The sequence below is a fragment of the Mesorhizobium sp. genome, from assembly GCF_004962245.1.
Taxonomy (GTDB): domain Bacteria; phylum Pseudomonadota; class Alphaproteobacteria; order Rhizobiales; family Rhizobiaceae; genus Mesorhizobium.
The window spans coordinates 39,748-66,440 of the sequence record NZ_SUHQ01000037.1; the positions used below are offsets into that span (position 1 = coordinate 39,748).

The 26,693-nt window shown below is 60.9% G+C and carries 26 protein-coding genes and 1 pseudogene; 15 read left to right on the forward strand and 12 right to left on the reverse strand.

Annotated elements, in window-relative coordinates; translation table 11 throughout:
* The first annotated feature begins 2 nt into the window (after positions 1 to 2).
* Entirely contained in the window at positions 3 to 170 is a 168-nt protein-coding gene (locus tag E5X88_RS29290) for a hypothetical protein (RefSeq protein ID WP_292167409.1), read from the forward strand.
* Between the two features lie 34 nt (positions 171 to 204).
* Here E5X88_RS29290 and E5X88_RS29295 read toward each other — a convergent pair whose 3' ends face one another.
* From E5X88_RS29295 to E5X88_RS29305, 3 genes are all read right to left on the reverse strand, one after another.
* On the reverse strand, positions 205 to 2,091 hold the full coding sequence (locus E5X88_RS29295) for an ABC transporter ATP-binding protein/permease (RefSeq protein WP_292167410.1): 1,887 nt from the start codon (positions 2,089 to 2,091) through the stop codon (positions 205 to 207).
* 488 nt (positions 2,092 to 2,579) lie between these two features.
* Entirely contained in the window at positions 2,580 to 3,260 is a 681-nt protein-coding gene (locus E5X88_RS29300; protein ID WP_292167412.1) for a DsbA family oxidoreductase, read from the reverse strand.
* Positions 3,261 to 3,384: 124 nt separating this feature from the next.
* A complete protein-coding gene (locus E5X88_RS29305; RefSeq protein WP_292167414.1) occupies positions 3,385 to 5,205 on the reverse strand; it encodes an extracellular solute-binding protein in 1,821 nt (606 codons plus the stop codon).
* Positions 5,206 to 5,436: 231 nt separating this feature from the next.
* Between E5X88_RS29305 and E5X88_RS29310 the strand changes: the two genes are divergently transcribed.
* Positions 5,437 to 6,066 (forward strand): invasion associated locus B family protein, encoded by a 630-nt coding sequence (locus tag E5X88_RS29310; RefSeq protein ID WP_292167416.1) that lies wholly within the window; start codon positions 5,437 to 5,439, stop codon positions 6,064 to 6,066.
* Between the two features lie 93 nt (positions 6,067 to 6,159).
* Here E5X88_RS29310 and hspQ read toward each other — a convergent pair whose 3' ends face one another.
* Positions 6,160 to 6,483 (reverse strand): heat shock protein HspQ, encoded by a 324-nt coding sequence (gene hspQ / locus E5X88_RS29315; protein ID WP_292167469.1) that lies wholly within the window; start codon positions 6,481 to 6,483, stop codon positions 6,160 to 6,162.
* A gap of 223 nt (positions 6,484 to 6,706) precedes the next feature.
* Here hspQ and E5X88_RS29320 point away from each other — a divergent pair, with 223 nt between their 5' ends.
* On the forward strand, positions 6,707 to 7,669 hold the full coding sequence (locus E5X88_RS29320) for an AEC family transporter (RefSeq protein ID WP_292167418.1): 963 nt from the start codon (positions 6,707 to 6,709) through the stop codon (positions 7,667 to 7,669).
* Here the strand turns inward: E5X88_RS29320 and E5X88_RS29325 are convergent.
* Entirely contained in the window at positions 7,646 to 8,857 is a 1,212-nt protein-coding gene (locus E5X88_RS29325; protein WP_292167420.1) for a UbiH/UbiF family hydroxylase, read from the reverse strand. The two genes, E5X88_RS29320 and E5X88_RS29325, sit on opposite strands and share 24 nt — an antisense overlap.
* A 63-nt stretch (positions 8,858 to 8,920) precedes the next feature.
* On the opposite strand from E5X88_RS29325, the gene E5X88_RS29330 reads away from it, so the two are divergent.
* The 8 genes from E5X88_RS29330 (at position 8,921) to E5X88_RS29365 (ending at position 17,292) form a co-directional block, all read left to right on the forward strand.
* Positions 8,921 to 9,856: a DUF2182 domain-containing protein gene (locus tag E5X88_RS29330; RefSeq protein ID WP_292167422.1), complete on the forward strand. Its 936-nt coding sequence runs from the start codon at positions 8,921 to 8,923 to the stop codon at positions 9,854 to 9,856.
* A 14-nt stretch (positions 9,857 to 9,870) separates the two neighbouring features.
* Entirely contained in the window at positions 9,871 to 10,485 is a 615-nt protein-coding gene (locus tag E5X88_RS29335) for a DUF1326 domain-containing protein (RefSeq protein WP_292167424.1), read from the forward strand.
* Positions 10,486 to 10,547: 62 nt separating this feature from the next.
* Positions 10,548 to 11,309 carry a phosphatidylcholine synthase gene (gene pcsA, locus E5X88_RS29340; protein WP_189644555.1) on the forward strand — a complete coding sequence of 254 codons (762 nt, stop codon included), beginning with the start codon at positions 10,548 to 10,550 and terminating at the stop codon, positions 11,307 to 11,309.
* A gap of 34 nt (positions 11,310 to 11,343) precedes the next feature.
* A complete protein-coding gene (locus E5X88_RS29345) occupies positions 11,344 to 12,321 on the forward strand; it encodes a quinone oxidoreductase (RefSeq protein WP_292167426.1) in 978 nt (325 codons plus the stop codon).
* Between the two features lie 245 nt (positions 12,322 to 12,566).
* A complete protein-coding gene (locus tag E5X88_RS29350; protein WP_292167427.1) occupies positions 12,567 to 14,144 on the forward strand; it encodes an ABC transporter ATP-binding protein in 1,578 nt (525 codons plus the stop codon).
* Positions 14,141 to 15,253, forward strand: coding sequence for an ABC transporter permease (locus E5X88_RS29355; protein WP_292167474.1), 1,113 nt, complete (start codon positions 14,141 to 14,143; stop codon positions 15,251 to 15,253). Before E5X88_RS29350 ends, E5X88_RS29355 begins: the two co-directional genes overlap by 4 nt.
* Positions 15,253 to 16,173, forward strand: coding sequence for an ABC transporter permease (locus E5X88_RS29360; protein WP_126042231.1), 921 nt, complete (start codon positions 15,253 to 15,255; stop codon positions 16,171 to 16,173). Before E5X88_RS29355 ends, E5X88_RS29360 begins: the two co-directional genes overlap by 1 nt.
* 51 nt (positions 16,174 to 16,224) lie before the next feature.
* Complete coding sequence (locus E5X88_RS29365) at positions 16,225 to 17,292, forward strand: BMP family ABC transporter substrate-binding protein (protein ID WP_292167433.1); 1,068 nt, start codon at positions 16,225 to 16,227, stop codon at positions 17,290 to 17,292.
* A gap of 95 nt (positions 17,293 to 17,387) precedes the next feature.
* Here the strand turns inward: E5X88_RS29365 and rimO are convergent, their stop codons facing one another.
* From rimO to E5X88_RS29380, 3 genes are all read right to left on the reverse strand, one after another.
* On the reverse strand, positions 17,388 to 18,701 hold the full coding sequence (gene rimO / locus E5X88_RS29370) for a 30S ribosomal protein S12 methylthiotransferase RimO (protein ID WP_292167436.1): 1,314 nt from the start codon (positions 18,699 to 18,701) through the stop codon (positions 17,388 to 17,390).
* 137 nt (positions 18,702 to 18,838) lie between these two features.
* The gene (locus E5X88_RS29375; RefSeq protein ID WP_292167438.1) at positions 18,839 to 19,498 is read right to left on the reverse strand and encodes a TerC family protein; all 660 of its coding nucleotides are present in this window, start codon (positions 19,496 to 19,498) and stop codon (positions 18,839 to 18,841) included.
* 154 nt (positions 19,499 to 19,652) lie between these two features.
* The gene (locus tag E5X88_RS29380; RefSeq protein WP_292167441.1) at positions 19,653 to 20,423 is read right to left on the reverse strand and encodes an SDR family oxidoreductase; all 771 of its coding nucleotides are present in this window, start codon (positions 20,421 to 20,423) and stop codon (positions 19,653 to 19,655) included.
* 236 nt (positions 20,424 to 20,659) lie between these two features.
* On the opposite strand from E5X88_RS29380, the pseudogene E5X88_RS33745 reads away from it, so the two are divergent.
* The 3 genes and pseudogenes from E5X88_RS33745 to E5X88_RS29395 all read left to right on the forward strand — a co-directional run.
* Positions 20,660 to 21,310 (forward strand): annotated as a pseudogene (locus E5X88_RS33745) (DUF6597 domain-containing transcriptional factor); the annotation flags it as partial.
* 162 nt (positions 21,311 to 21,472) lie between these two features.
* Entirely contained in the window at positions 21,473 to 21,871 is a 399-nt protein-coding gene (locus E5X88_RS29390; RefSeq protein ID WP_292167477.1) for an SRPBCC family protein, read from the forward strand.
* Positions 21,872 to 21,907: 36 nt separating this feature from the next.
* On the forward strand, positions 21,908 to 22,264 hold the full coding sequence (locus tag E5X88_RS29395) for a VOC family protein (RefSeq protein ID WP_292167444.1): 357 nt from the start codon (positions 21,908 to 21,910) through the stop codon (positions 22,262 to 22,264).
* Between the two features lie 195 nt (positions 22,265 to 22,459).
* Here the strand turns inward: E5X88_RS29395 and E5X88_RS29400 are convergent, their stop codons facing one another.
* The 3 genes from E5X88_RS29400 to E5X88_RS29410 form a co-directional block, all read right to left on the reverse strand.
* Positions 22,460 to 22,672, reverse strand: coding sequence for a hypothetical protein (locus E5X88_RS29400; protein WP_292167447.1), 213 nt, complete (start codon positions 22,670 to 22,672; stop codon positions 22,460 to 22,462).
* A 429-nt stretch (positions 22,673 to 23,101) separates the two neighbouring features.
* On the reverse strand, positions 23,102 to 23,392 hold the full coding sequence (locus tag E5X88_RS29405) for a hypothetical protein (protein ID WP_292167450.1): 291 nt from the start codon (positions 23,390 to 23,392) through the stop codon (positions 23,102 to 23,104).
* On the reverse strand, positions 23,389 to 23,589 hold the full coding sequence (locus E5X88_RS29410) for a hypothetical protein (RefSeq protein ID WP_292167453.1): 201 nt from the start codon (positions 23,587 to 23,589) through the stop codon (positions 23,389 to 23,391). The genes E5X88_RS29405 and E5X88_RS29410 overlap by 4 nt, the downstream gene beginning before the upstream one ends.
* A gap of 56 nt (positions 23,590 to 23,645) precedes the next feature.
* On the opposite strand from E5X88_RS29410, the gene E5X88_RS29415 reads away from it, so the two are divergent.
* A complete protein-coding gene (locus tag E5X88_RS29415) occupies positions 23,646 to 24,773 on the forward strand; it encodes a PQQ-dependent sugar dehydrogenase (RefSeq protein WP_292167455.1) in 1,128 nt (375 codons plus the stop codon).
* Positions 24,774 to 25,654: 881 nt separating this feature from the next.
* Here E5X88_RS29415 and E5X88_RS29420 read toward each other — a convergent pair.
* Entirely contained in the window at positions 25,655 to 26,188 is a 534-nt protein-coding gene (locus tag E5X88_RS29420; protein WP_292167480.1) for an MgtC/SapB family protein, read from the reverse strand.
* Between the last annotated feature and the right edge of the window lie 505 nt (positions 26,189 to 26,693).

Genomic DNA, 26,693 nt, shown 5'->3' on the forward strand with positions numbered 1-26,693 from the left:
CCATGTATACGACCAATGCTGCCGCGCCGCTCGACCGCAACTTCGGCCAGCGCCTCGATCAGGTCGTCGACCGGGCTGTCGACGAGGGGCGCATCGTCGGCGCCGTTGTCCTGGTCGCCTCCCGCGCAGGATCACCAGCGACACCGAAAATAGACCAGCAATCCGGGTGAGACGCGACAGTGGGCGGCGATCGTTGTGTCGCCGCTATTTCTGCCTCATCCGGCGAGGGAAGCGCAGCCATCTTTCCTCAACCGGCCTGGGATGCGCGAGGATGGTGGTGAGTTCGACCGGCAGGCTCGGCGCCAACGGCTTTTTGGTCGCGACGCCATCCGCGATCGTAACGATGCTGTGGTAGAATTCAGCGCCTGAAAGCGATCTTGGCGGCACGGCCTCGTGCATGATTGAGATCACCGTGACGTCTGGACAATTGTCCTTGATCGCCTGATGGAAGGCTATCTTCCCTTCGGGATCGAGCGCGCCGGTCGCTTCGTCGAGGAACAGCAGCCCCGGTTGCTGCAGCACGATGCGGGCGACAACCAGCTTCTGTTTCTGGCCGCCCGAAAGCACCTGGTCCCAGCTCATTCCCTCGCGGCTTTCATCGGCCATGTGTTCGATGAAATCGCCAAGGCCCGCTCTGTGTAGAGCCGATGCAACCTGCGTGTCGGTGTGATCGCGCTCTGAGCCGGGGAGGCAGACCAGTTGCTTCAGCGAAACCTGCTGCAGCTTGACCTCCTGGGCGGCATAGAAACTCTCGACCCCTTCCGGGAAGACGATGGTACCGCGGCCATAGGGCCATAAGCCGTTGATCGCCTTGATCAGCGATGTCTTGCCGCAGCCTGATTCGCCCTTCAGGAACGTCCACTCGCCGCGTCGGAAGCGCAAGTTCGCGGCGCTCAGGAAGGGCGTAGCATCCTCGCCCTGATGGGTCAGTTCCAGCTTCTGGATGGTCAAGCCGAAAACCGGGTTCTGGCGATCGTAGCGGAAATCGGAGCAGCCGGTGAGACTGTAGAATTCCTGCGGGCGCTGGACGTTTTCGATCGCGTTGGCGAGTTCGGTCACGCGTTGGCTGTTGGCCCGCAGTGCCGCGATGGAAGGCATGACATGGATGAACCACGAACACTGACTGATCAGCGAGTTGACCATCTCGGAGCCGGTTATATAGCCCTTGAGATCGAAACGGCTGTGGATGTAGGGCACAAGGCCCGGCCCGTAGGCGACAATGCGGGCGCCGATGAAATTGTAGATCAGTTCGAACGAATGGTAGCCGGTGTGGACAATGTTCAGCCGCGCCCAGGTGCGGTCGATGTCGACATAAAGCCGGCTATGCATCGTCTTTTGCACATTCTCGCCCTGCGAGGCGGCGACGTGGAAACTGCGGCGCAAGAATGTGGTCAGCTCGCCGCGATAACTGCCTTCGGACTGCTGCATCCTGACGTTGAGCCGTTCCAGCAATCTGCCGAGCTTCACCGCGATCCAGGTGTTCAGCGGCACGTATATGGCGACCGCCAGGAAAGCCAGGACCGCGCTGCCATAGCTGCCGAGGAACTCCAGCCCTTTCACTTCCGCCGAGGTTTCAAGCAGTTTCTGGCCGACGAAATAGAGCGATGTGGCGACGGCCATGACCCCCATGGCGAGGCCGATGGCTCCGCCGGTCATGTCTTTGATCGATTCCTGGACGCGCTGGTCGATGTTGTCGGGAGCGGCGGTGCCGGACGAACCATGCTGGGCATGGAAATGCGTGTGATTGGTGTCGAGAAGCGCTTCGTTGAAACGGCTGTCCAGCCAGCCACGCCATTTGCGATGCAGCGTCGCGGAAACAAAGCTGCGGACGCCGGTAAAGCCCGCGTCCTTGAGCACGACCAGAAGGACGAGTATGCCGGCGTTGGTGAGCAGCGATGTGAGCGGCGTGGTGTTCGCGGCATCGTGGTAAAAGGCGATCGAGTTGACCAGTTCCCCAGATGCCTCGGCGAACCAGACGCCGGCTTTGCTGGAGAGCGCGGTAAACAGTGCGATGACCAGCGTCAGCGTCCAGGCCTCAACCCAGCGGTCCGAGAACCAGTAGGCCCGCATCAGTCCCCAGAAGCTGCGCATTGGGGAAACCGGTGTCAGGAGCGGAGGCCTTGCGGCACCGCGGAGCCATTTTTCCGATATTGAATGTCGCTCTGGTCTACCGACCCGAATCACTATCCCGCCCAAACCTCTTTTAGTTTTGTTACAGAGAGTAACACCAATTGATCATTTTCCATTATCTTTTCTTGGGTCACGAGGGATTGACTCGCTTGCCGTTGCCATCAAGCAACAGAATTTAGTGGCCGCAATGTCATGCGGCGTCATCCCAGAAGGAATATTATCTAATAGTTTCAGTTAGTTGACAGTTTACATATGCGAGAACCGGCACCTTCCCTAAGGGAAGCTCTTCACACAGTTTTGTGAAGGCAAGAGCGTGTTCAATCGACCGACTTTGTGCTGCGGAAGATGGATGCGCGCAAAAACGTGCCGTCTTTGGCACCTCTTTGTTGTCATGTCGACCTGATGGCGGCGGGAAAAGTGATCGGAAATGGCGTTGGCCGAGGCGCTATTCAGTTCGCCTTCTCCAACTCCCCCCGCGCCTTGGCCGCTGCAACCTGGCGAATGGCGTCGGTGAGCGTATCGGCATCCTGCGCGCCCATCACCGCGTACTTGCCTTCAAGCAGGAAGCACGGCACGCCTGTGATACCCATGCGCGAAGCGGTGGCGATTTCGGTGCGCACCGCCTCGACGTCGGCGTCTGTCGGCAAGAGCGTCTCGACCACGGATGCATCCATGCCGGCCTCACGGGCGGCTTTGATCAACACGACATGATCGCCAAGATTGGCGCCTTCCTCGAAATTCAACTGAAACAGACGCCGCACCAGCCGGTTCTGCATGACCTCGCCAGCGGCATCGGCCCAGCGGATGACGCGGTGCGCGTCCAGTGTGTTGGGCGCGACCTTGATGGCGGCAAACGCGAAGTTGATCCCCTCGGCTTCACCCAGAGGCTCGATGCGGGCGTGGATCTCGCGGATGCGTTCATCGCTGCCAAACTTTGCCACCATGTATTCGCGGCGATCCTTGCCTTCGGGCGGGATGGTCGGGTCAAGCTGGAACGGCCGCCAGCGTACGTGCACGTCGACACCGCTTGCCGCGGCAATCGCCTTGTCGAGCCGCTTCTGGCCGATGTAGCACCAAGGGCAGACGACATCGGACACGACATCGACGGTGATGGAGTTCAACGCGCTCATCTTCGTCTCCAATGTGGAAAGGGTAACGGTTGTTTTCTGAGCGTGGTCCTACCCGAACCGCAGGTCCCGCGAAGCAAGAATGGGTCTACCTTTCGCTGACGCGGACCTTCGGTTCGGGTCATTCTTAGTCCGCCTTGCGCCACCATGTCGGCAGTCGATAGCCTGATATGGGCGTCTTTTGCGGATGTTCCAGATAGTTCCAGTAGGCAAGCCATTGCTGCGTGTTGTGCTGCATCGGAACCATGTAGTTGCCGGAGATCAGCAATCTGTCGAGAACCCGGACGGCGGCAACATAATCCTCGCGGCTGCGGGCGTCGAGCATCGCCTCGAGTGCGGCATCCACCGCCGGATCGGCGACGCCGGCGAGATTGAATGACCCTTCGGCATTTGCGGCAGCGGATCCCCAACGCCCGAGCTGTTCGATGCCGGGCGACAGCGAGTTCTCGAAACCGCTGGTGCCGATCAGCACCTCGAAATCGAAACGTTGCTTGCGCGACTGGATCTGGTCGCCGTCAAGGCTGCGGATGGTGACATCGATACCGATCTTTCCCAGCGTGCGCTGGTAGATGGCGGCCAGACGCTCCTCATTCTGCGAGGCGATCAGGATCTCGAAGCCGAAGGGCTTCCCCCCGGGATCGAGCATCGCTCCATCCTGCAAGGTGTAGCCCGCGCCCTTCAATATATCGAAGGCGGCCTTCAGCACCTTGCGGTCCTGGCCCGAACCGTCGGCAACGGGTGGCCGCCAGGTGCCGTCCATGACATCGGCCGGCACACGGCCAGGGTAGGGTGCCAGAAGCGCCTTTTCCCTGTCGTCGGCCGGATGGCCGAGCGCGGAAAGCTCGGAATTCTGCCAATAGCTCATGGTGCGCATGTACTTGCCACCAAACAGGTTCTTGTTGGCCCATTCGAAGTCGTAGAGCATGCCGAGTGCGCGTCGAACGACCGGGTTGGAAAACTTCTGCAGCCGTGTGTTGAACAGGAACCCCGTCACCACCGGCGGGATGCCGGTCTCGAACGTTTCGGCGATCACATCGCCCTTGTGGAAGGCCGGGAAGTCGAGATCACGCTCGCGCTTGACCGGATCGCTGTCGTCATCGATGGCGCAGATGCCTTTCTTGAAAGCTTCCAGCTTGGCATTGGCATTGAGGAAATATTCGATGGTGATCTGGTCGTAATTGTCGAAACCGCGCTTGGCGGGGACGTCCTTGCCCCAATAATCCGGGTTACGCTTGAACACGATGCGCTGGCCGGGCGCCACTTGCGCCACGGTATAAGGCCCACTGCCGATCACGGGTTTCAGCGTGGTCCTGTCGAAGGTCTCCTTGTCGAAAGCGTGCTTCGGCACAATTGGCGTCAGCGCGATAATCAACGGGGTCTCGCGGTTGGCGTTCTCATTGAATGTGAAGCGCACGCTGCGGTCGCCGGTTTTTTCGAGTTTGGCGACCATGCTCATGCGAGCGCTGTAGGGCGGCCGGCCTTTCTCGGTAAAGACGTCGTAAGTGAACAGCACGTCTTCCGCAGTCACCGGTTGGCCATCCGACCATTTGGCCCTCGGATCTAGGTGGAATTCGATGCTCTTGCGCTCCGGGTCCATGTCGGCAGTGTCGGCAAGCAGACCGTAAAGGCTGAAGGCCTCATCGTCATTGCGCTGCATCAACGGCTCGAAGACGAGATTGCCGTAGATTTTATCAATCATGCCGCGCGCCGTCGTACGCAGGCTTTTCAAGATGAACGGATTGAGATTGTCGAAGCTGCCGACGACGCAATAGGTGATGCTGCCACCCTTGGGCGCATCGGGATTGACGTAGCTGAAATGTGTATAGTCGGCTGGCAGCGCCGGCTCACCTTGCATGGCGATCGCGTGTTTCGGCTCCGACAGAGCTGACTGGGGCAAAAGGGTGACAAACGAGATCGCGGTGATCAGCCAAACAAGAACGCGGCCCATGACCGTCTCCTTACTGGGTCGGCTTGATGATTCGGAGCGCACCCTACCACGAGCCAGCCGCCTGCCGGCCAATCGCGAGTTCAAGAATTGCGAGTATCGGGCTGGATTCGGCACCGCTTGCAGTGTAACACGCCGTCCGAGTCATTCTGTTGCCTCATTTGGGCAACAGGTAGCAGGACCACACGGCACGAAGAAGCCGGTTCCGGGATCATTTGAGAGGAAGTGCACGACATGACGAGCCTGAACAGCAACGCGTACCGCCTTTCGGTCATGGCCGCTGGCGTGGTCGGCTTTCTGGGTGCACAACTTCCCGCTGCTTTTGCGCAGCAGCAACAGCAGATTCCGCAGGGCTGGTTCAAGGCCTGCACCAAGCAGGAAGATGTCGACATCTGCAATGTCCAGAACATCACCACTGCCGGCAACGGCCAGCTCGTCACCGGCGTCAGCCTGATCGAATTGAAGGGCAAGGTGAACCGCAAGGTGTTCCAAGTGACGGTTCCGACCGGCCGCCTGGTTCCTCCCGGCATCGGCCTTCAGATCGACTCCGGCAAGGCGCAGAAGCTCGACTATGTGATCTGCTTCCCCGACCGCTGCGTGGCGGAAGTGCCGCTGACGGATCAGCTTGTCAATTCCTTCAAGAAGGGTTCGAACCTGACGCTGACGTCGGTCAATTTCCAGAACCAGCCGAACCCGATCAAGATCGCGCTGACCGGCTTCAGCGGCGCCTTCGATGGTCCGCCGCTGCAGCAGTCGGACATCGAGGACCGGCAGAAGAAGCTTCAGGATTTCGTTGCCAAGAACAACCAGGACTTCGCCAAGAAGCTCAAGGAAGAGCAGGACAAGGCGAAGACCGCCAACTGATCGCCCTTGGGGGCCAGACGAGACAATTTCTCAAGCCAAGGAAAAGCGGGGCCATGCCCCGTTTTTTTTCGTTCCGGCCGCCATTCCGCAAGGTCAGTGTCTTGATTGGCGTTTCGGCTCGTAGCGCCCGTCCGGCCTCTTGTCGAACATCTCGCCGATCTGCGGATGCCGCACCGGTTCGCCAGACCGATCCTCGAGCAGGTTCTGCTCCGACACGTAAGCGATGTACTCCGTTTCCGAATTCTCGGCGAGCAAATGGTAGAAGGGCTGGTCCTTGCGCGGTCGCACATCCGCGGGGATCGCGTCGTACCATTCGTCGGAGTTGGCGAATTGCGGGTCGACATCGAAAATGATGCCGCGGAATGGAAACAGCCGGTGGCGAACAACCTGTCCGATCGAGAATTTCGCCGTTTTCATCATACTCACCACTTAAGTCCAAGAGTGCCGCGCCTCCTTGGATGCGCAAAAAGACGCTCTAAGACTTTGAATCTACACATTGCGCTACAAAAAATCGAGCCCGACTTTAGGGCTGCTACCCTAGCTCAATTGGCGCAGACGCCGCATCAATTCAATGCCGAGGCGCTTGACGCCCCGTCACGCTACGGGCTAGCCCCGCCCGAGAGTTTCGCACCAGCACAAAATGTCAGACGTCATCGGTCTTGTTCTTCCGTTCTTCGGGTTGATTTTCATGGGTTTCCTGGTGGCGCGCATCACCAGGCAGCCGCTGGAAGCGCTCGGTTGGATGAACACCTTCATCGTGTATGTCGCGCTCCCCGCCCTGTTCTTCCAACTGCTTGCAAAGACTCCGTTCGAGCGGCTGACGGAATGGGGCTTCATCTTGGGCTCGGTCTTCTCGACATACACGATCTTTTCGCTGATGTTCGTTTGGTCGGTGCTGACGTCGCGAGGCGAGATCGCGCAATCGACCATCAAGGCGCTCGCCGCTGCCTATGGCAATATTGGCTATATGGGACCGGGGCTTGCATTGCTGGCCTTCGGCGAGGAAGCGGCGGTGCCGGTGGCCCTGATCTTCTGTTTCGAGAACATCGTGCATTTCGCCGTCGCGCCAATGATGATGGCGCTTTCCGGCGATGAAAAGACATCGCCGTTGCGGCTCGTTCTGGGTGTTCTCAGGAAGATCGTGTTGCACCCGTTCATCATTGCGACCGCCATGGGCGTGGCTGCCGCCTATATCGGTTTTCACCCGCCTGTGCCGGTGGAACGCTTCCTCGAATATCTCTCCCGGGCCGCGGCACCTTGCGCGCTGTTCGCCATGGGCGTCACCCTGGCGCTCAGACCCCTTGATCGTGTCCCGCACGAACTGGCGTTGATCGCTGCGCTGAAGCTGATCCTGCACCCGTTACTTTGCTATGTCGTGCTGAGCTGGGTCGGCGATTTTTCCGAGACCTGGCTGTTTTCGGCGGTGCTGCTGGCGGCATTGCCGACCGCAACCAATGTCTTCGTCATCGCCCAGCAATATGGCGTCTGGGTGCAACGTGCCTCAGCCAGCGTGCTGATCACCACTTGCCTCTCGGTCATGACGGTGACCGGGCTGCTCTACATGATCCGTCATGGCGTTCTACCTCCGGACCTGTTTCCTTAAGCCGCCGGCGAGCGCCGCAAAACCACTACCGGGCCGCATCCCCTCGCGCATGAAAAAGGCGCGGAGCGGCGCGAAGCCACCGAGCACGCCGAGGCCGGCGCTGCGCGCCATCTGCGCCGGCAGCATGTCCGAGAGCAGCGACTTGTTGAGCAGATTGACCGCGCTGCTGCGTGCCAGAATGTCGGGCCGCCGCCTGAAATCATAGGCCGCGAGTGCCTTGGCGGCGCCTGGATCTTCCCTGTTTTCGCAAGAAATTCCAATCAGATCGTCGATATCTCTGATACCAAGGTTGAGACCTTGCGCGCCAATCGGCGGAAACACATGGGCGGCTTCGCCGACAAGCGCCACCCGGTTTCGCGCGAAGCACCGGGGCGTCACGCCCGAAAGCGGGTAGATCTGCCGGCCGGCCTCCACAGATACCCGGCCCAGCATCGATTGCATCAGCTGTTCGACCCGCTTCGAAAGAGTGGCATCGTCCAGTGCGGCGAGCTCTTTCGCGGTTTCCGGTTCTACCACCCAGACAAGACTGGACCGGTTGCCGGGCAGGGGGACCTGGGTGAACGGGCCGGTTTCGGTGTGGAATTCGGTCGAGGTGAAGGCATGATCGCTGCGGTGGCCGAAATTGAGAACCAATGCCGCCTGCGGATAGGATCGGGCGGATGTCGAGATGCCGGCAGCCTCGCGGGCCGGCGACAGACGCCCGTCGGCGGCGACCGCCAGCGATGCCGCGATCTCACTGCCGTCAGACAGGACCGCATGGGCATGATCGGCGTCGAGGCGCCAGGTCTCCACCATCGATTTTCGCCATTCGATGCCGGAATGCGCGGTGACGACCCCGGCAAGCGCGGGGTTAAGCGCGCTGTTGGGCAAATTCAGCCCGAACTGCTCCTCGCCGATATCACTGGCGCGAAAAATGACCACCGGGCTGCGGATCAGCCGGCTGGTTGCATCGACGATGCGCATCACCTTCAGCGGTGCGGCCTGGGGTCTCACCTTGTCGAGGACGCCCAACCGCTCGAGGATATCCAGGGCAGGGTTCATCAAGGCCGTCGTGCGGCCGTCCTGGCCATTTGCCTCAGGGCCGACGAGTGTCACGGAAAAGCCGGCATCCGCGAAGCCAAGTGCTGCGATCAGCCCTGCCGGGCCGCTGCCGGCAACCAGTATCCGTGCTGTCTCCCGATGATCCAAAATCGACTTCCCGATTGCGATGCGAGGTCGTCGGTCCGACCTGGTGAGGATATAGGTCAGATCATGCGGCTTGATCAACGCGGCGATTCGGCCCATTCGATTGCCATGACCGGCCAAGACCACGATTTCAGCCACCTCGACCGTGCAGGCCGCGCAACGGCAAGCGTCTCGCGCAATCCACGACTGACGGTCAACATCATTTTGGGCGCAAGCGTCCTCCTGGCATGGCTGTTTCTTGGCACCATGGCGATACGTGGCGCCGAGAGTCGGGGGCTGAACATCGATGCACCCGGCGACACGATGCTCAGATATCTGCCGAAGCTGCCGCTGCCGGACTTTTTCGAGCGCTTCTTCACCCTTTGTCTTGCACCCGCGCCGCTCGAGGGAGGCGGCGCGCAGGCCGGAGCGCTTATCGTCATGTGGTTCCTGATGGCGGTCGCCACCATGCTCCCCTCGGCGGCGCCGATGATCCGCACCTATTGCGAGATCGCCGATACCGCGCGGATCAAGGGCGAATCGGTTGTCCATCCGCTGGTCCTGGTCGCCGGTTACCTCAGCGTGTGGCTGGCTGCGTCGGTGGTGTTTGCGGCGCTGACGCTCGTGGTCCACGCCTTCGCCTCATCTGCGCAGATGCTCGACCCGGTGATTGGACCGACCGGCGCAGCCGCGCTTTTGGTTGCCGGCCTCTACCAGTTGAGCGGCCTGAAGGAAGCCTGCCTGACAAAATGCAAAAACCCGTTCTCGATCCTGTTTTCGAACTGGAGCGCGAGGCCAGGCCGCATTTTGCGGCTCGGCATGGAGCAGGGCGTGTGGTGTCTCGGCTGCTGCTGGGCGCTGATGCTGGTGATGTTCGCCGTCGGTGTGATGAACGTGTTCTGGATGGCGCTGATCGGCCTGTTCACCTTGATCGAAAAACAGACGGCGGCCAGGCTGCCAACCCGGATCGCCGGTGTGATACTGCTTGTCTGGGCAACCGCCCTGCTAGTAGTCTCGGCATGAGGGGAGAGAATTCGATGGCAGATCAAAGCTGGGCAATGAAAGGGGAACTGGTACTCTCCTGCAATTGCACGGTTTTTTGCCCTTGCGTGCTGTCTCTCGGCAATCATCCGCCGACCGAGGGCTATTGCCAGACCTGGGCAGGGTTCCGCATCGATGCCGGCCATTTCGGCGAGGTCGATCTGTCCGGACTCAATCTTGGGCTGGTCATGGAAATCCCTGGCTATATGAGCCGCGGCAACTGGACCGCCGGCCTGTTCATCGACAAGCGCGCCTCAGTCTATGCGGTAAAAGCGCTGACCAGGATTTTCACCGGCAAGGCTGGCGGAACCACCTCGCTGCTCTCCATCCTGGTCGGAAAGTTCCTCGGCGTCGAGCAAGCGCCGATCACCTATGAGACGCGTGACAGGACGCGGATCTTCCAGATACCGAAGATCATCGACGGGGCGGTAACGCCGATTCCCGGCAAGGATCGCGACAAGGACACGATCATCAGCAATTCGGAGTACTGGATCGCACCGGAAATCATCGTCGCCAGGTCCGACAAGAGCAAGATGCGGGCTTTCGGCCGCAACTGGAACTTTGCCGGCCGCTCTGCCGAAATTTGCAAGCTGGACTGGCGGGGCCCGTGAACAAGAAGGGACCCGTGAGCAAGAAGAAGACGACGGCCAGGAAAATCGCCGACCGGATTCCGATGCCGAAGAAGAAGGTCACGTGGCCGCAGGCGCGCGCGTTTTCGGTCCATCTGCTGACAGCGTCGGGCTCGTTCCTCGCATTCCTGTCGCTGGTGGCGGCGAGCGAGGGGCGCTGGACGGCAATGTTCTGGTGGCTGGGACTGGCGTTGTTCGTCGACGGCATCGACGGGCCGATCGCCAGAAAGCTCGAGGTCAAAGAAATCCTGCCGACATGGTCGGGCGAACTCCTCGACAACATCATCGACTACGTGACCTACGTGCTGATTCCGGCCTTCGCGCTTTATCAGCGCGGCTTCATGGGCGAGGGCCTCTCGTTCCTGGCAGCGGCGATCATCGTCGTGTCGAGCGCGATCTACTATGCCGACACCGGCATGAAGACGAAGGAGAATTTCTTCAAGGGGTTTCCGGTGGTCTGGAACATGGTGGTGTTCACGCTGTTCGTCATCGATCCGGGACAATGGGTTTCCTTCGCCGTGGTCGTGGTGGCCGGCATCCTGACCTTCGTGCCGATCAATTTCATCCACCCGGTGCGGGTGGTGCGGCTGCGGCCGATCAACCTTGGGATGACGCTGCTATGGTGCGCTTTCGGAGCGCTGGCCCTGGCGCAGGCCGCTCTTGCCGCCTTCTACGACCAGATCGGCGTCCTGGGCGAGCAGGTAAGTGTCTTCACCAAGATCGGCATCACGGTCACCGGGCTTTACCTCGCCTGCATCGGCGGTATCATGCAGCTCTTTCCAACGCTCGGCGCCAGGAAAGCCTGATCCGAGAAAGCCTGATCCCGAGAGAGCCTGGTCAATGTCCAAAGCAATCCGCATCCACGCCAATGGCGGTCCGGAGGTTCTGACCTATGAGGACGCCGACCCGGGCCAACCGGGCTCGGGACAAGTCCTGGTCAGGCACACGGCGATCGGCCTCAATTTCATCGACGTCTACCATCGCTCCGGCCTTTATCCGCCGCCGGGCGGTTTCCCGCTGATACCCGGCAGCGAGGCAGCCGGCGTGGTTATGGGCGTCGGCGCGGACGTCGACTGGCTGAAGCCGGGCGATCGCATCGCCTACGCCGTGACGACTGGCGCCTATGCCGAGCAGCGCTTGATCGACGCCGACCGCGTGGTGAAGGTGCCGGACGGCATCAGCGACGAACAGGCAGCCGCCATGATGCTGAAGGGGATGACGGCGGAATATCTGCTGCGACGTACCTTCAAGGTGAAGGCGGGCGACACGATCCTGTTTCACGCGGCGGCCGGCGGCGTCGGGCTGATCCTCGGCCAATGGGCGAAGCATCTTGGCGCGACCGTGATCGGCACCGCCAGCTCTACCGACAAGATCGAGCTGGCCAAGGCGCATGGCTTTGACCATGTCATCAATTACCGTGAGCAGGATTTCGTCGCCGGCGTCGTCGCCATCACCGGTGGCAAGAAGTGCGACGTCGTCTATGATTCGGTGGGCAACGATACCTTTCCGGCCTCGCTTGACTGCCTGAAGCCGCTCGGCATGTTCGCCAGCTTCGGTCAATCGTCAGGGCCGGTCCCGCCGTTCAGCATATCGTTGCTGGCGCAGAAGGGTTCGCTGTTCGCAACCCGTCCGACCTTGTTCGTCTACAACGCCAAGCGCGAAGACCTGGAGGCTTCCGCCGCCGCGCTGTTCGAAATCGTGCTCAGTGGCGCGGTCAAGATCAAGATCAACCAGCGCTACGCTCTCAAGGACGTCGGCAATGCGCATTCCGACCTTGAAAGCCGCAGGACGACCGGGACAACCATTCTCATCCCCTGAGCCTTTCCACCACTTGAGCCTTGCTTTCCCTTAGAGCGATGTGCGTCCACTTGGACTCACAAAGTGCCCTCTAACATTTTGACCCCGCATCGTGCTTTTCCGAAAATCGATTTCGATTTTCGAGCCGATGCGTTAGGTTTTCCGCTGAAATTCTTGAAGCTCTTTCAAGACGTGTGCCGCTTTCCGACGAGAGCCGGCCGCGCATACCATGCTTGCGGGAACACAGAACATATCTGGCAAACCAGATGGGAGGCACTGTGAGTGCAAATCAGGACGGCGCAAACCTGCTCGAGGTTCGTGGCCTCACCAAGATATTCGGCACGCTGACAGCGTGCGACCATATCGATCTCGACGTCGCAAAAGGCGAAATCCACGCGTTGCTCGGCGAGAACGGCGCCGGCAAGTCGACGCTCGTCAAAATGCTGTTCGGAACACTGGAGCCCAATTCGGGCGAGATTTTATGGAACGGTCAGGCGGTGACGATCACCAGTCCCGGCTTTGCGAAGAAGCTTGGCATCGGCATGGTGTTCCAGCATTTTTCGCTGTTCGAGGCACTGACGGCGGCCGAGAACATCGCGCTGTCGCTGGATGACGGTTCGCCGATCAGCACGATCGCTGCGAAGGCGAGGGCGCTTTCCTACAGCTACGGCCTGCCGCTCGACCCGCAATCGCTGGTCGGCGACCTGTCGGTCGGGGAGCGACAGCGCATCGAGATCATCCGCTGCCTTCTGCAGACGCCGCAGCTCATCATCCTCGACGAGCCGACTTCGGTGCTGACGCCGCAGGAAGCCGACAAGCTGTTCGAGACGCTCGAACGGCTGCGCTCGGAAGGAAAGTCCATCCTCTACATTTCGCACCGGCTGGAAGAGGTCAAACGCATCTGCGACCGCGCCACGGTGCTGCGCCACGGCAAGGTGGTCGGCCATTGCAACCCGCGCGAGGAAACCGCGGCATCGCTGGCGCGCATGATGGTCGGCAACGACGTGCAGGCCGTGGTGCGCGCGCCGGCCCGGGGTATCGAAACCGCGCAGCCGCTGCTTGAAATCCGCGCACTCAGCCGCAAGCCGGCAACGCCGTTCTCGATCCCGCTCAGGAACATTAACCTGACGGTGCGGGCCGGCGAAGTGATCGGCATTGCAGGCGTCGCTGGCAACGGCCAGGGCGAGTTCTTCGAATCCGTTTCCGGCGAAGTGCCGCAGCAGGATGCAGCCTCGGTGCGCATCCGCGGAAAGGATGCCGGCGGTCTCGGTATCACCGGCAGGCGGCTGATGGGCGCCGCCTTCGTGCCTGAGGAGCGACTCGGCCACGGTGCGGCGCCGCGCATGAAGCTCTCGGAAAACCTGCTGCTGTCGCGCCATGCCACCGACGGCAAGGTGTTTGTCGGCGCCGGCGGAATGGTCAAAAGCGATGCGATCTATGCCGCTTCCCAGCGCATTATCGAGGCGATGGATGTGCGCAAGAGCGCTCCCGACCCGGAGGCGGCAGCGCTTTCAGGCGGCAATCTGCAGAAATTCATCGTCGGCCGAGAGCTCGACCGCAGGCCTGATGTCATGGTCGTCAATCAGCCGACATGGGGCGTCGACGCCGGTGCGGCCGCCCACATTCGCCAGACGCTGATCGGATTGGCGCGCAGCGGCTCGGCAGTGCTGGTCATCAGCCAGGATCTCGACGAATTGTTCGAGATCTCCGACGCGATCGCCGTGATGCACAATGGCGTATTGTCAAAGCCTTTGCCGATCGCTGAGGCTACCTTCGAAAAGGTCGGGCTGCTGATGGGCGGGGCCGAGCCCGGCCATGTCGAACACGTTCTGGAGACGTCATAATGCGCCTCGAACTCATCAAACGCCCGCAACGCTCCATGCTGTTCTCGGCGCTGTCGCCCTTCATTGCATTCATGTTGACGATCATTGCCGGGGCCATCCTGTTCGCGCTGCTTGGCGTCAACCCTTTGAAGGCGTTCCAAATTTACTTCATCGAGCCGGTCAGTCAGGTCTGGCAGCTGCACGAGCTGGCGATCAAGGCGGCACCGCTCATCCTGATCGGCGTCGGCCTGTCGGTTTGCTACAGAGCCAATATCTGGAACATCGGCGCAGAAGGCCAATTCATCCTGGGTGGCATCGTCGGCTCGATCATCCCGGTGCTGTTTCCCCAGTTTGAAGGCCCGCTGGTGCTGCCGCTGATGCTGCTGTTCGGCATGGTCGGCGGCGCTGCCTATGCCACCGTTCCGGCGCTGCTCAAGACCCGCTTCAACACCAACGAGATCCTGACCAGCCTGATGCTGGTCTATGTCGCCCAACTCTTCCTCGACTGGCTGGTGCGCGGGCCGTGGCGCGATCCGAAGGGCTTCAATTTCCCGCAGACGATACAGTTCAACGACTCGGCGATATTGCCGGAACTGATGCCTGCCTCCGGCCGCGCCAATTGGGGTTTCGTCTTCGCGCTGGTCGCAGCGGTGCTGGTCTGGATCCTGATGAGCCGCATGCTGAAAGGCTTCGAGGTCCGCGTGCTCGGCTCAAGCCCCAGGGCAGGGCGCTTCGCTGGCTTCGGCATCAACCGGATGGTTTTCTTCGCCTTCATGCTGTCGGGTGCACTGGCTGGACTTGCCGGCATCTCGGAAGTCTCCGGCGCCATCGGCCAGCTGCAGCCGGTCATTTCGCCCGGCTACGGCTTCACCGCCATCATCGTGGCGTTCCTCGGCCGGCTCAATCCGCTGGGCATCGTTGCCGCGGGCCTGGTGCTGGCGCTGACCTATCTCGGCGGCGAGGCGGTGCAAAGCGCACTCGGCATCTCCGACAAGGTGGCGCGCGTGTTCCAGGGCATGCTCCTGTTCTTCGTGCTCGGCTGTGACACGCTCATTCACTACCGCATTCGCCTGATCGGCTTTGCCACGCCGAAGCTTGAAGCCGCGCCGAAACTGGAGGAGGTTCACTGATGGACATCACCGTCAACATCCTTTTGACCATTGCAACCGCGGCGACGCCTTTGCTGATCGCGGCGATCGGCGAGCTGGTGGTCGAACGTTCCGGCGTGCTCAATCTCGGTGTCGAAGGGATGATGATCATGGGGGCGGTCGGCGGTTTCGGCGCCGGTTATCTCACCGGATCGCCGTGGATCGGGTTGTTGGCGGCGATCGCCTTGGGCGCGGTGTTTTCGTTGCTGTTCGCCGTCATGACGCTGTCGCTGGCCACCAACCAGGTGGCCACCGGCCTGTCGCTGACATTGCTCGGCCTTGGCCTTTCCGGCATGATGGGAACCAGCTTTGTCGGCCAGCCCGGCGCGAGGCTGCCAAATCTCGACATTCCAGGCCTGACAGCGATCCCCGTCGTCGGCAGGCTGTTGTTCGGCCAGGACCCGATCTTCTATATCTCGATCGCATTGACCGCCGCCGTCATGTGGTTCCTGTTCAAAACCCGCACCGGGCTCACGCTGCGTTCGATCGGCGACAGCCACACCTCGGCCCATGCGCTCGGCATTCACGTCATCCGCTACCGCTATCTGGCGGTAATCTTCGGCGGCGCCTGTGCCGGCCTTGCCGGGGGGCACCTGTCGCTGGTCTACACGCCGCAATGGGTGGAGAACATGACCGCCGGACGCGGCTGGATCGCGCTGGCGCTGGTCGTGTTCGCATCATGGCGGCCATGGCGGGTGCTGGCCGGTGCCTATATCTTCGGCGCAGTATGGATAGGCCAGCTTCATGCACAGGCTTTTGGCATTCCGGTTCCCTCGCAACTGCTTTCTTCGTTGCCCTATCTGGCAACCATCGTGGTTCTCGTTCTAATCTCGCGCAACAAGCGTTTGACGATGATGAACACACCGGCTTCCTTGGGGCAGCCATTCGTTCCGGATCGTTGACAACAAAAAACAGACGGGAAGCTCCAAGGCTTAACTCAGAGAGGTAACACGATGAAAAAACTGCTTATTGCGCTGGTGACGACGGTGGCGACATTGTCGCTGGCGGCGACCGCCGAAGCTCAGGAAAAGCTGAAAGCCTGTTGGGTCTATACCGGCCCGATCGGCGATTTCGGCTATTCGTACCAGCATGACCAGGGCCGCCTGGAGGTGGAGAAGGCACTCGGCGACAAGGTCGAGACCGCGTATCTGGAGAACGTCTCCGAGGGTCCCGATGCCGATCGTGCCTTCGAGCGCCTGGCGCGCGAAGGATGTAAGATCATCTTCGGCACCTCCTTCGGCTTCATGGACCCCGAAGTGAAGGTTGCCAAGAAATTCCCCGACGTGATGTTCGAGCACGCGACCGGCTACAAGACATCAGAAAATCTCGGCATCTACAATGCGCGTTTCTATGAAGGCCGCTACATTCTCGGCCAGATCGCCGCCAAGCAATCGAAGTCGGGCGTCGCCGGCTATATCGTTTCGTTCCCGATCCCCGAAGTGGTGATGGGCATCAATTCCTTCATGCTCGGCGCCCAGTCGATCAACCCAGACTTCAAGGCTAAGATCGTCTGGGTCAATTCATGGTTCGATCCGGGCAAGGAAGCCGACGCCGCCAAGGCTTTGTTCGACCAGGGTGCCGACATCATCGTCCAGCACACCGACTCTACCGCTGCCCTGCAAGTCGCCGAAGAGCGCGGCCTGCAGGGGTTCGGTCAGTCTTCGGATATGATCAAGTTCGCTCCCAAGGCGCAGTTGACCTCGATTGTCGACGATTGGGGGCCGTATTATATCAGCCGGGTGAAGGCCGCGCTCGACGGCACATGGAAGCCGGGCAATGTCTGGCTGGGCATCAAAGACGGCGCGGTTAAAATGGCCGCTTACACCAACATGCCCGACGACGTTAAGGCAATGGCGCAAGCCACCGAGAAGAAGATCGTCGACGGATGGAACCCCTTCACCGGGCCGATTGCCAAGCAGGACGGAACGCCGTGGCTGAAGGAAGGGGAAGTCGCGGACGACGGCACGTTGCTCGGCATGAACTTCTACATCAAGGGCGTCGACGACAAGCTGCCGCAGTAAGACAAGCCGAGTTCACATGGCCAAATCTTGACAGGCCGAATCTTGGCAGGAAAGGGCGCCGCACGGCGCCCTTTTCGTTTAAAGCGAGAATGCGATCAGACCGCTGAGCCGTAGAGATCGTAGGCGTCGGCTCGGTCGATCTTGACGGTGACAATGTCGCCGGCGCGCAACGGACGCCGCGACTGGATGTGCACCGAGCCGTCGATTTCGGGCGCGTCGTACTTGGTGCGGCCCTTCGCCGAGGTGCCATGCGCCTCGTCGATCAGGACAGGCAGGCGCTTGCCGACCTTCCTGGCGAGTTGCGTCGCCGAGATTTTCTGCTGGCGCTGCATGAAGCGATGCCAGCGCGCCTCCTTGATCTCCTGCGGTACCTGGTCGAGGCCGAGGTCATTGGAGCGGGCGCCCCTGACCGGCTCGTATTTGAAACAGCCGGCGCGATCGATCCTGGCTTCGTCCAGCCAGTCGAGCAGCATCTCGAAATCGTCGTCCGTCTCGCCGGGGAAGCCGACGATGAAGGTGGAGCGAATGGCGAGATCCGGACAGATTTCGCGCCAGCCGCGAATGCGGTCGAGCGTCTTTTCGCCATGGGCGGGCCGGCGCATGTTCTTCAGCACCTGCGGCGAGGCGTGCTGGAACGGGATGTCCAGATAGGGAAGGATCTTTCCTTCGGCCATCAGCGGGATGACGTCGGCGACATGCGGGTAGGGGTAGACATAATGCATGCGCACCCAGACGCCGAGCTTGCCCAATTCCTCCGACAGATCAAGGAACTTTGCCCGCACTTCGCGATCGCCAAACTGGCTTGCCTGGTACTTGATGTCGATGCCGTAGGCGCTGGTATCCTGCGAAATGACCAGGATTTCCTTGACGCCGGCCTTGGCCAGTTTCTCGGCCTCGCGCAACACATCGGCCGCCGGCCGCGAGACCAGGTCGCCGCGCAGCGCCGGGATGATGCAGAAGGTGCAGCGATTGTTGCAGCCCTCCGAAATCTTGAGATAGGCATAGTGGCGCGGCGTGAGCTTGACGCCTTGCGGCGGCAAAAGGTCGACATAGGGGTCGTGGCTCGGGGGTGCGGCCTCATGAACCGCAGCCATCACGCTTTCGTAGGCCTGCGGACCGGTGATGGCGAGAACGTTGGGATGTTTTTCGCGGATCACGTCCGGCTCGGCGCCGAGACAACCGGTGACGATGACCTTGCCATTCTCCGAAAGGGCTGAGCCGATGGCATTGAGCGATTCGTCGCGAGCCGAATCGAGAAAGCCGCAGGTGTTGACGACGACCAGATCGGCGCCGTCATGCTTGCGCGCGATCTCATAGCCTTCGGCGCGCAGGCGCGTGATGATGCGCTCCGAATCCACGAGGGCTTTCGGGCATCCAAGGCTGACGAAGCTGACGCGAGGGGCGGACATAAAGGTTTTCCGGCTTTTCGGGATTTGGCGGCGCAGTATCACACTTGTTGCGGCATTGGTATGGGCCCGCGGCAATCGCGACGAAACGCACGACAAGTCTATGGGTGCCGATGGCGGAAGCGGCGCGACAGGCGGCGTCAGCTCACCGCGTTGTTCACATGTGGCCAGACTTCCATCGCGCCTCGATAGACCATGTCGAGCGCGACATAGAGGATGATCAGCAGGCCGATATAGGCGATCCAGCGATGGCGGTGCAACAGCCTGGCGATGAAGCTCGCGGCCAGCCCCATCAGCGCGATCGACAACACGAGGCCGATGATCAGCACGGAGAAATGATCGCGCGCCGCGCCAGCGACCGCCAGCACGTTGTCGAGCGACATCGAGACGTCGGCGATGACGATCTGCAGTGCGGCCTGGCCCAGCGTCTTGCGCGGCGTCTTGCCGGCCACGGCATTATCCTTGTCGAAATCGGAATCGGCCAGCGCCTCGGTCGCTTCCAACTCGTCGGCTTGGGAGGTGCGCAGCTCGCGCCACATCTTCCAGCAAACCCATAGAAGCAGGATGCCACCGGCCAGCAGCAGGCCGACGATCAAGAGCAGTTGAACGGTTACTGCTGCAAAACATATGCGCAGCACGGTCGCCGCCAGCACGCCAATGAGGATGGCCTTCTTGCGCTGTTCGGCCGGCAGGCCGGCCGCGGCAAGGCCGATGACGATGGCGTTGTCGCCTGCAAGTACGAGGTCGATGGCGATAACCTGGAGCAGGGCCGAGAAGCCTGCGGCGGTAAAAATTTCCATCAACCGGAAGTTCCTTGCTTGTTCGCGATCGTCGGCGCCGAGTATCCCGACGCCTAACGTGTATGGTTCCCGCGCGTCAAGAGACCGCTTGAAGCCAAGGCCGGTAAACCGGCTGATCGCGGCGGAATCACCATAAACGGGGATTTTCGCATCGTCACATCTGCACGGACATTCCGCCGTCAACGGTCAGAACATGCCCGTTGACGAAGGATGCCGCATCGCTGGCCAGGAAAAGGGCGGCGCCGGCGATTTCCTCCGGCCGTCCCCAGCGTTGCAGCGGAACCCGCTGGCGCGCGAAGGAAAGCATGTCGGGATCTTCCGCCAGCGCGGCATTGGTCTCGGTAGCGAACATCCCCGGGGCGATGGCGTTGCTGGTCACCCCGTGCGCGCCGTATTCGACGGCCATGCTGCGCATCAGGCCGGTCAGCCCCTGCTTGGCGGCGGGATAGACGGCGTCACCTGGACGCGCCATCTCGCCAACGATCGAGGTGATGGAGATCAGCCTGCCAAATCCTCGCGCCTTCATGATTTCCGCTGCATCCCGCGACAGCGAGATCGCCGAAAGCAGATCCGTCCGGATCAGATCAAGGATATCGTCGTCATCGAACGCGGCGAGCGGCCTCCTGTCGCGGGCGCCGACATTGTTGACGAGAATATCGAGCCGGCCGCGGGTCTCGGCGATATCCGCGATCACGGTGCGGCCGGCCGCCACGTCCGCTATGTCGAAGGCCGCCGCCTGAGCACTGCCGCCACCCTCCGCGATGGCGGCGACGGCGCCATCGAGCACCGCGGCCGTACGTCCGGTCACAACCACATGCGCTCCCGCTTCGGCAAAGGCACGCGCGATCTCGAAGCCGAGCCCACGTCCGCCTCCGGTGATGAGCGCCACACGCCCCTGCAAGGAAAATCTGTCGAAAATGCCCATGCCAAGCGGTCCTTTGCAGGAATAGGGATAGTAAAAACGATGCCATGCGGCAATCGGCGACTGCGTCACGGAACGGCGCGGAATCGCCGGCAATGATGGGCAAGGCGACGCTTGATCGAGGATGGGGTTGATGCAAGCCGCCATCGCAATAGATTACGGGCCGACGATGCCTGCGAACGTGTCCCTCACAGGAGAGGCTCGTGACGTCTGACGATAACACGCCCATCCTTTCCGGGGTGATAGGGGAATACCGCGAGTTCGATCCTTCGGCCGCACTTGAAGGGCATTTCCAGTGTGTCTGGTCCAATACATTGCGACCGGACGTGGGGCGCTTATCGGCCGTGGTCCCCGACGGATGCGTCGACATCACCTGGATCGACGGTAAGCTGGTCGTGGCAGGCCCCGACATGGCCGTTGCCCTCTCTACGCTGACGCCCGGTTCTACCGTGATCGGCGCCCGCTTTCGACCAGGTGCGGCAAGCCGATGGCTCGGCCTGCCGATGTCGGAGATCGTGGGCAGCAGGGTGGCGCTCAGCCACTTCTGGGGCGTGCTGGCGCGCGAAATCGCCCAGAGAATCGGTGATGCGTCCTCCACAGCGGAGCGGATGCGGGCGACGCAAGCGGCACTCTCCAGGCTCGCGCCCGATGTCGAGCCGCCGCCTCCGGACATGGGATTTGCCTTCAACGCGCTGAAAACGGAATCCGCCGGTCCGGGTATGGCGGTGATCCTCGATCGGCTGGACGTCAGCCCGCGAACGCTTCGCCGCCGCTGCCAGGAGGCTTTCGGCTATGGTCCAAAGACGCTCGACCGCATTCTCCGGCTCCAGCGGTTCCTAAGCTTGGCGCGGCAGTCCGCCGAGCCGCGCCTGGCTGATCTTGCGTTCGATGTGGGCTACTCCGACCAGGCGCATCTCACCCGGGAGGTGCGGCGCCTGTCGGGCTTCTCCGCCCGCGACGGTTCTGCGGCAGCTCGGCGCCTGAACTGGCCGTTTCGTTCAATACGCCACCGTCATGTCCGTCTAGTCTGCCTCTATTCGAAGGAGGCAGATATGACCATCTACAAATCCCGTATCATCACCGTGTCCATCGACCGGGACTGGCGCGAAATCTATGACTTCGCCTCCATCCCGGAGAATTTCCAGCGCTGGGCGGCAGGTCTCGGCAGACGCTTCGAGAAATCGGGCGAGGAATGGACGGCAGAGGATCCCGATGGCCGGCTCATCCGCATCCGCTTCTCCCGGCCCAATGAGTTCGGTGTCCTCGATCACCTCGTCTTTGGCGAGGGCAAGGAAACCCGCAATGCGGTGCGCGTGGTTCCCAACGGCACCGGCGCGGAAGTCATGTTCACGCTTCTGAAGACGCCGGACATGACGGAGGAGATATTCGCCGCCGATGCCGCCGCGGTGCAGCGCGACCTCAACAGCCTGAAGGCAATGCTCGAACGCTGAGCTTCCAAAGAGCACGAAACACGAAAGGAGAAGATCATGGCCAAATCCAGCAACGACAAGCGCATCGACTATGTCGAGTTTTCCGTCGGTGACATTGCGCGCTCACGCGACTTCTACGGCAAGGCCTTCGGCTGGTCCTTCAAGGACTACGGGCCGAGCTATTGCGAGTTCAACGACGGCCGCCTGTTCGGCGGCTTCGCTCTCGGCGGCCAGAAAAAGACGGCGGGCGGGCCGCTGGTGATCCTCTATGCCGACAGACTGGACGAGACCCAGCGCCGCGTCGAGGAGGTTGGTGGGAAGATCGTCAAGCCCGCCTATTCGTTCCCGGGTGGCCGGCGCTTCCACTTTTCCGATCCGGACGGCTACGAGCTGGCAGTGTGGTCGAGCAAGTGAGGAGGAGGCCCAAACAAGTGAGGAAGCAGAGGGAGGCGCCGAGCCGAGCCCGGCGCCTCTCTTTTCGAATGGTTTGTGCGTGCAATCGGGAACAATGCTGTTCCTGGCGCGAAGTCGAAGATGCTTCGGCCCATGTCATGCCGCTCGCCGACACTTAGGTGCGGCTGGCTTTAGGGCTTGCTCATGCTGAGGCGCCTATTCCGACTCTTTTGCCTCTTCCTTTTTGAGGATCGGCATGTCGGCGGTTGTCGCGGCGTCGGCAACTGTCGGCGCATTGCTGTTCGCGATGCTCGCCACTTTGGTTTGCTGATCTACGGAAGCCGTCGTTTTAGTGTGGCCAACACATTCCGCTGCGGCGCCGGACACTGAAAGGCCCAGAGCGGCGACAACCAAGAGAGCGGTCTTCATCTGTGGCTCCTAGCTTTGTTGAGGGCAGGGATAGGCTAATGGCATATCCCCAGGTCGAAAAGTCAACTTTTCGTGCCCGCGTACGCGGGCGGTCTTTATACGACAAAACGAAGATCTTCTGTTAGCCGTTTGATTTTACTGCAACATTTCCGAGCTAGGCGGGAGGGGGCGGCAAGAACCACGTCTACGTTGCAGCCGCCAAAGTTCTCCTGAATGAACACATTGCGATGTCTGGAAAGCCGACGAGCGCCTCGTGAGCGTTTATGAACCAGCTGGCCGCCACGCAAGTGCGGACAATGTCGTGAGACAGAGTGCGACAAAGACGATCGCAGTATTTGCCGCATGCGAATATTCCCATTGCTGACGCAGCGCATTCCAGTTTTCAGGAGCCGTCGTCCAGTTCTGCGTCGCCTGGTTGGCAGGCTGGGTTCAGACAAAGAAGATGACAAGCATGAGGATGAAGCAGAGCGCTGCCAGCACAGCAAGCCAGAACGGCGCGCTTTGTGAGCGGACGAGCACCGCGAGCAAGGCATTCATGACGATGGCGACAGGCCAGAACAGGCCGAGGAATGCCCATCGGTAGTAAATGGCTTGGACGGTGAAATAGTCGGCTTGCGGCAGAGCAATCTTGTTGGGCAGGGCAGCGAGATGCGCTCCGGATGGAATGAGCGCGAGCGCGGCAATGATGATGGCGAGAAACTGAACGACTCTGACTGTCACACCGAAGAACCTCTTCCCCAGAACCAGCGGAGATAAAGAAAGTTCCCGGCAGACACGTCCAGTTTGCGCGCGTGGTCGGCAGCGGCGGCGGGCGAGCGCACGAGATCATCAATGCCTATTCGCTTGCACTTTTCGATCGGCACCAGAAATTCGCCGCAGGCGCGCGCAGGTTGGGAACTGCATCGGTAGTCGGTCATTAAATATCGAGGGAGCTGGTGGCTCCTCCGCTATACCCCGTTCGGATGGAGAAATCATGCCGCGAATACTCATTGCTTCGTCTTTTCTTCTTGCCTTCAGTGCGCCCGCGCTCGCACAGGACCCTTCCAGAAGCATAGAGAGCCAAACCGGCCGCATTGCGGTGGAGACCTTTGCCGAAGGGCTCGAGCACCCCTGGGGCGCGACCTACCTGCCTGACGGCGCGTTGCTGGTCACCGAGCGTCCGGGGCGCCTGCGGCTTGTCTCGACCGACGGGGCCGTTTCCGATCCGATCGATGGCGTACCGGATGTCTTCGCCGGCGGACAAGGCGGCCTGCTGGATGTGGCGCTCGATCCGGATTTTGCCAACAACCGGACGGTTTACCTCTCCTACTCGGAGAAACGCCCCGGCGGCGCGGCCACATCCGTTGGCCGTGGGCGTCTGGACGAAGAAGGAGGCGCGCTTTCGGACTTCGAAGTGATCTTCCGGCAGGAACCGGCCGTCTCCGGCCAGAACCACTACGGTTCCCGCCTGGTATTCGCGCCGGACGGCAAGCTCTTCGTCACGCTCGGCGAGCGCTTCAAGATGCGGCAGGCGCAAGACGCGAACAATCATCTCGGGACGATCGTCCGCATCAATCCCGATGGTTCTGTGCCTGACGACAATCCCTTCGTCGGCAAGGACGGCGCCGACGAGATATGGTCCTACGGCCATCGCAATGTGCAAAGCGCAGCGATCCATCCCGAAACCGGCGTACTCTGGGCAGCGGAACTGGGGCCGCGCGGCGGCGACGAGCTAAACATTCCGGAAGCAGGCAGGAATTACGGCTGGCCCGTGGTCAGCTGGGGCCGGCACTATTCGGGCGAACGCATCCCCGATCCGTCTACGCGGCCGGAGTTTGCCGGCTCCATCCATAGCTGGACGCCCGTCATCTCGCCCTCCGGCATGACCTTCTACACCGGCGACATGTTTGCCGACTGGCGAGGCGACCTCCTGATTGGCGGATTGTCGGCTGAAGGCATCGTTCGTGTCAGGATTGACGGCGAGCGGGTCGCGGGCGAGGAAGTCGTCGCTCTCGGCAGGCGTATCCGAGACGTGGTCCAGGCTCCCGACGGCGCGGTCATGGCGCTGACCGACGAGCCGGCGGGAGGGATATTGCGACTGTCGCCGGCAGCCTCGCAGTGATTCCACGCGGCGCGACAGATGGAGCCTGGTGAATCATCGCTGAGCCAATGGCAACCAACACAGTGTCATCGGAAAACAGGGATGGTTGCGGACGTCTCGATCGAGGCTTAGCAGGCTGCCTGCTCGATTTGCCTGGGGAAGGCAACTGAGCCTCTCTGTTTATTGAACCAATTCAATGAGATAATTGGCAACCTCTGGCGTAGGGAGTGTCCGTCTCCGAATGACACGAGTTCTTCAGGCTGACGCCCGCCGTGCCGAAATGTGCGGCGGGCTTTTTTGCGGTGGAACAAAGGCTTGGGACGGCAGTTTAGCTATCTGCAGCATGTTTGCAGATCAAGCTGCAAAGATCGGATTGCACCCTCCGATCAGCCCGTGCCCCTGTCCCCCGGGGGTGCGGGCTTATTCGTTCATAGAACCGAAACGATCAAAGATTGCGGATGGAATGCTGCTCGTCCTCAATGATATCAGGCCGATACGATTTCCACCTACAGCGAATTGCCTGGTGCGCCCATCAAGTCCGCGCCACATTGAGCGCGTTCGAGCGGCTCGACAGCCGCTCAAGGATCACGAGAGGCTGCCGAGCCTGACCGGCTGGGCCTTTAGGCGGGGGCCGCGCCGGCTGGGGGAGTTATAGGCTCTCCATGCGTTCTTGCTAATTTAGTAAAATTGTCATGCTCCGTTCCCCCAGCCGTCAAATCGGATGAGCCTGAAGTCGACTCCATGCCTAAAACGGATGTGAGGTTCGGCGTCGGCGATTGCCTGCCACTTGCTATTGCGTTGATGGCTTGAGGATTAAATTCTTATTCCGTTCTCATTGAAAGGAAGAACAGGATGCCGCGATCTCGCCGCCACGAACACCCTTGCACGCGGGGCGTTTGTCCTCAGCCGTTGCGTTGCTTGGACACATCTTCCGAGGTGGGCTTTCCTTGTCCGGCGTTCTCGCCAATCCCGGACTTGGCGGCAAAACTATAAAGAAGGCCTGCCACGACAAGCACCAAAAGCGTGCCGAGCGCCGCCACCTGCCACAGACCGAGCCCGCACGCCACGCCAATTGCGCCAGACAGCCACATGCCTGCACCGGTCGTCAGCCCGTGGATCTCGCCCCTCGAAAACAAAATCGATCCGGCGGCAAGGAACGCGACGCCGGCGGTAACCGCTTCGACAACACGAATCGGATCGACCTTCACGGATTCCTGCAGAAACATCGGCGCGTGAACGATTTCAATCGTCAGAATACCGAAAGTAGCCGCTGCCACGCAGACCAGGATATGGGTGCGAAGCCCGGCGGGCCGATTTCGCCATTCACGTTCGAAACCGATCGCAGCACCCAAGATCGTCGCCAGTAGAAGCCTCGCCGCAATGACCGGAAACGGGACATATGTCGGATGGCCGAATTCTTGGAAAAGTTGTTGCATGAGTAACCCAGGCGTGACCGGCCACAACGTGCGCGGGCCGGCCAGGTTCCCCAAAGTCTGCCGGGGGAGCGCCGGCATCCACTTGCTCGAAGTTCACCCCGAACATCTTCCCAAATTTGCGGGATGTGGCCGGCACCATTTGGCGGGGGGCTTGATGGGCGCCGGCCAGGCGGTTTGGGGTCCGCTGCCGTTGGATAATACCGACTTTGGCGATTCGAGTAATTCCGTGATCGCGGAAGTCCACTCCTTCGCGGAACAGAGGGCCTTTGACTTCGTTACTTCGGACGGTCCGATTCCGCAAAATGGTAGAAATTGATGAGAAAAGTAGCTGGCACAACTGCCGTGATTGCATCCATAGTATTGGTCATCGTGCTGCTCTTCATGGCGCCCAAGGGCTTCGAGCTTTCAGCGCCGAGTCCGCTCGTCAACTCTGACACCTCAACAACCCCTTAGGTTGAGAACTCATACAATTGACTGATTTTCATTGATATTCTTCGCCCTCAAT

Coding starts and splice junctions, on each gene's coding strand:
- E5X88_RS29335 (WP_292167424.1), top strand. CDS start 9,871: ATGGCAGATCAAAGCTGGGCAATGAAAGGGGAACTGGTACTCTCCTGC.
- E5X88_RS29320 (WP_292167418.1), top strand. CDS start 6,707: ATGTCAGACGTCATCGGTCTTGTTCTTCCGTTCTTCGGGTTGATTTTC.
- E5X88_RS29345 (WP_292167426.1), top strand. CDS start 11,344: ATGTCCAAAGCAATCCGCATCCACGCCAATGGCGGTCCGGAGGTTCTG.
- E5X88_RS29395 (WP_292167444.1), top strand. CDS start 21,908: ATGGCCAAATCCAGCAACGACAAGCGCATCGACTATGTCGAGTTTTCC.
- E5X88_RS29360 (WP_126042231.1), top strand. CDS start 15,253: ATGGACATCACCGTCAACATCCTTTTGACCATTGCAACCGCGGCGACG.
- E5X88_RS29380 (WP_292167441.1), bottom strand. CDS start 20,423: ATGGGCATTTTCGACAGATTTTCCTTGCAGGGGCGTGTGGCGCTCATC.
- E5X88_RS29295 (WP_292167410.1), bottom strand. CDS start 2,091: ATGCGCAGCTTCTGGGGACTGATGCGGGCCTACTGGTTCTCGGACCGC.
- pcsA (WP_189644555.1), top strand. CDS start 10,548: ATGCCGAAGAAGAAGGTCACGTGGCCGCAGGCGCGCGCGTTTTCGGTC.
- rimO (WP_292167436.1), bottom strand. CDS start 18,701: ATGTCCGCCCCTCGCGTCAGCTTCGTCAGCCTTGGATGCCCGAAAGCC.
- E5X88_RS29365 (WP_292167433.1), top strand. CDS start 16,225: ATGAAAAAACTGCTTATTGCGCTGGTGACGACGGTGGCGACATTGTCG.
- E5X88_RS29410 (WP_292167453.1), bottom strand. CDS start 23,589: ATGACCGACTACCGATGCAGTTCCCAACCTGCGCGCGCCTGCGGCGAA.
- E5X88_RS29420 (WP_292167480.1), bottom strand. CDS start 26,188: ATGCAACAACTTTTCCAAGAATTCGGCCATCCGACATATGTCCCGTTT.
- E5X88_RS29330 (WP_292167422.1), top strand. CDS start 8,921: ATGCGGCTTGATCAACGCGGCGATTCGGCCCATTCGATTGCCATGACC.
- hspQ (WP_292167469.1), bottom strand. CDS start 6,483: ATGAAAACGGCGAAATTCTCGATCGGACAGGTTGTTCGCCACCGGCTG.
- E5X88_RS29375 (WP_292167438.1), bottom strand. CDS start 19,498: ATGGAAATTTTTACCGCCGCAGGCTTCTCGGCCCTGCTCCAGGTTATC.
- E5X88_RS29400 (WP_292167447.1), bottom strand. CDS start 22,672: ATGAAGACCGCTCTCTTGGTTGTCGCCGCTCTGGGCCTTTCAGTGTCC.
- E5X88_RS29290 (WP_292167409.1), top strand. CDS start 3: ATGTATACGACCAATGCTGCCGCGCCGCTCGACCGCAACTTCGGCCAG.
- E5X88_RS29350 (WP_292167427.1), top strand. CDS start 12,567: ATGGGAGGCACTGTGAGTGCAAATCAGGACGGCGCAAACCTGCTCGAG.
- E5X88_RS29390 (WP_292167477.1), top strand. CDS start 21,473: ATGACCATCTACAAATCCCGTATCATCACCGTGTCCATCGACCGGGAC.
- E5X88_RS29305 (WP_292167414.1), bottom strand. CDS start 5,205: ATGGGCCGCGTTCTTGTTTGGCTGATCACCGCGATCTCGTTTGTCACC.
- E5X88_RS29310 (WP_292167416.1), top strand. CDS start 5,437: ATGACGAGCCTGAACAGCAACGCGTACCGCCTTTCGGTCATGGCCGCT.
- E5X88_RS29300 (WP_292167412.1), bottom strand. CDS start 3,260: ATGAGCGCGTTGAACTCCATCACCGTCGATGTCGTGTCCGATGTCGTC.
- E5X88_RS29415 (WP_292167455.1), top strand. CDS start 23,646: ATGCCGCGAATACTCATTGCTTCGTCTTTTCTTCTTGCCTTCAGTGCG.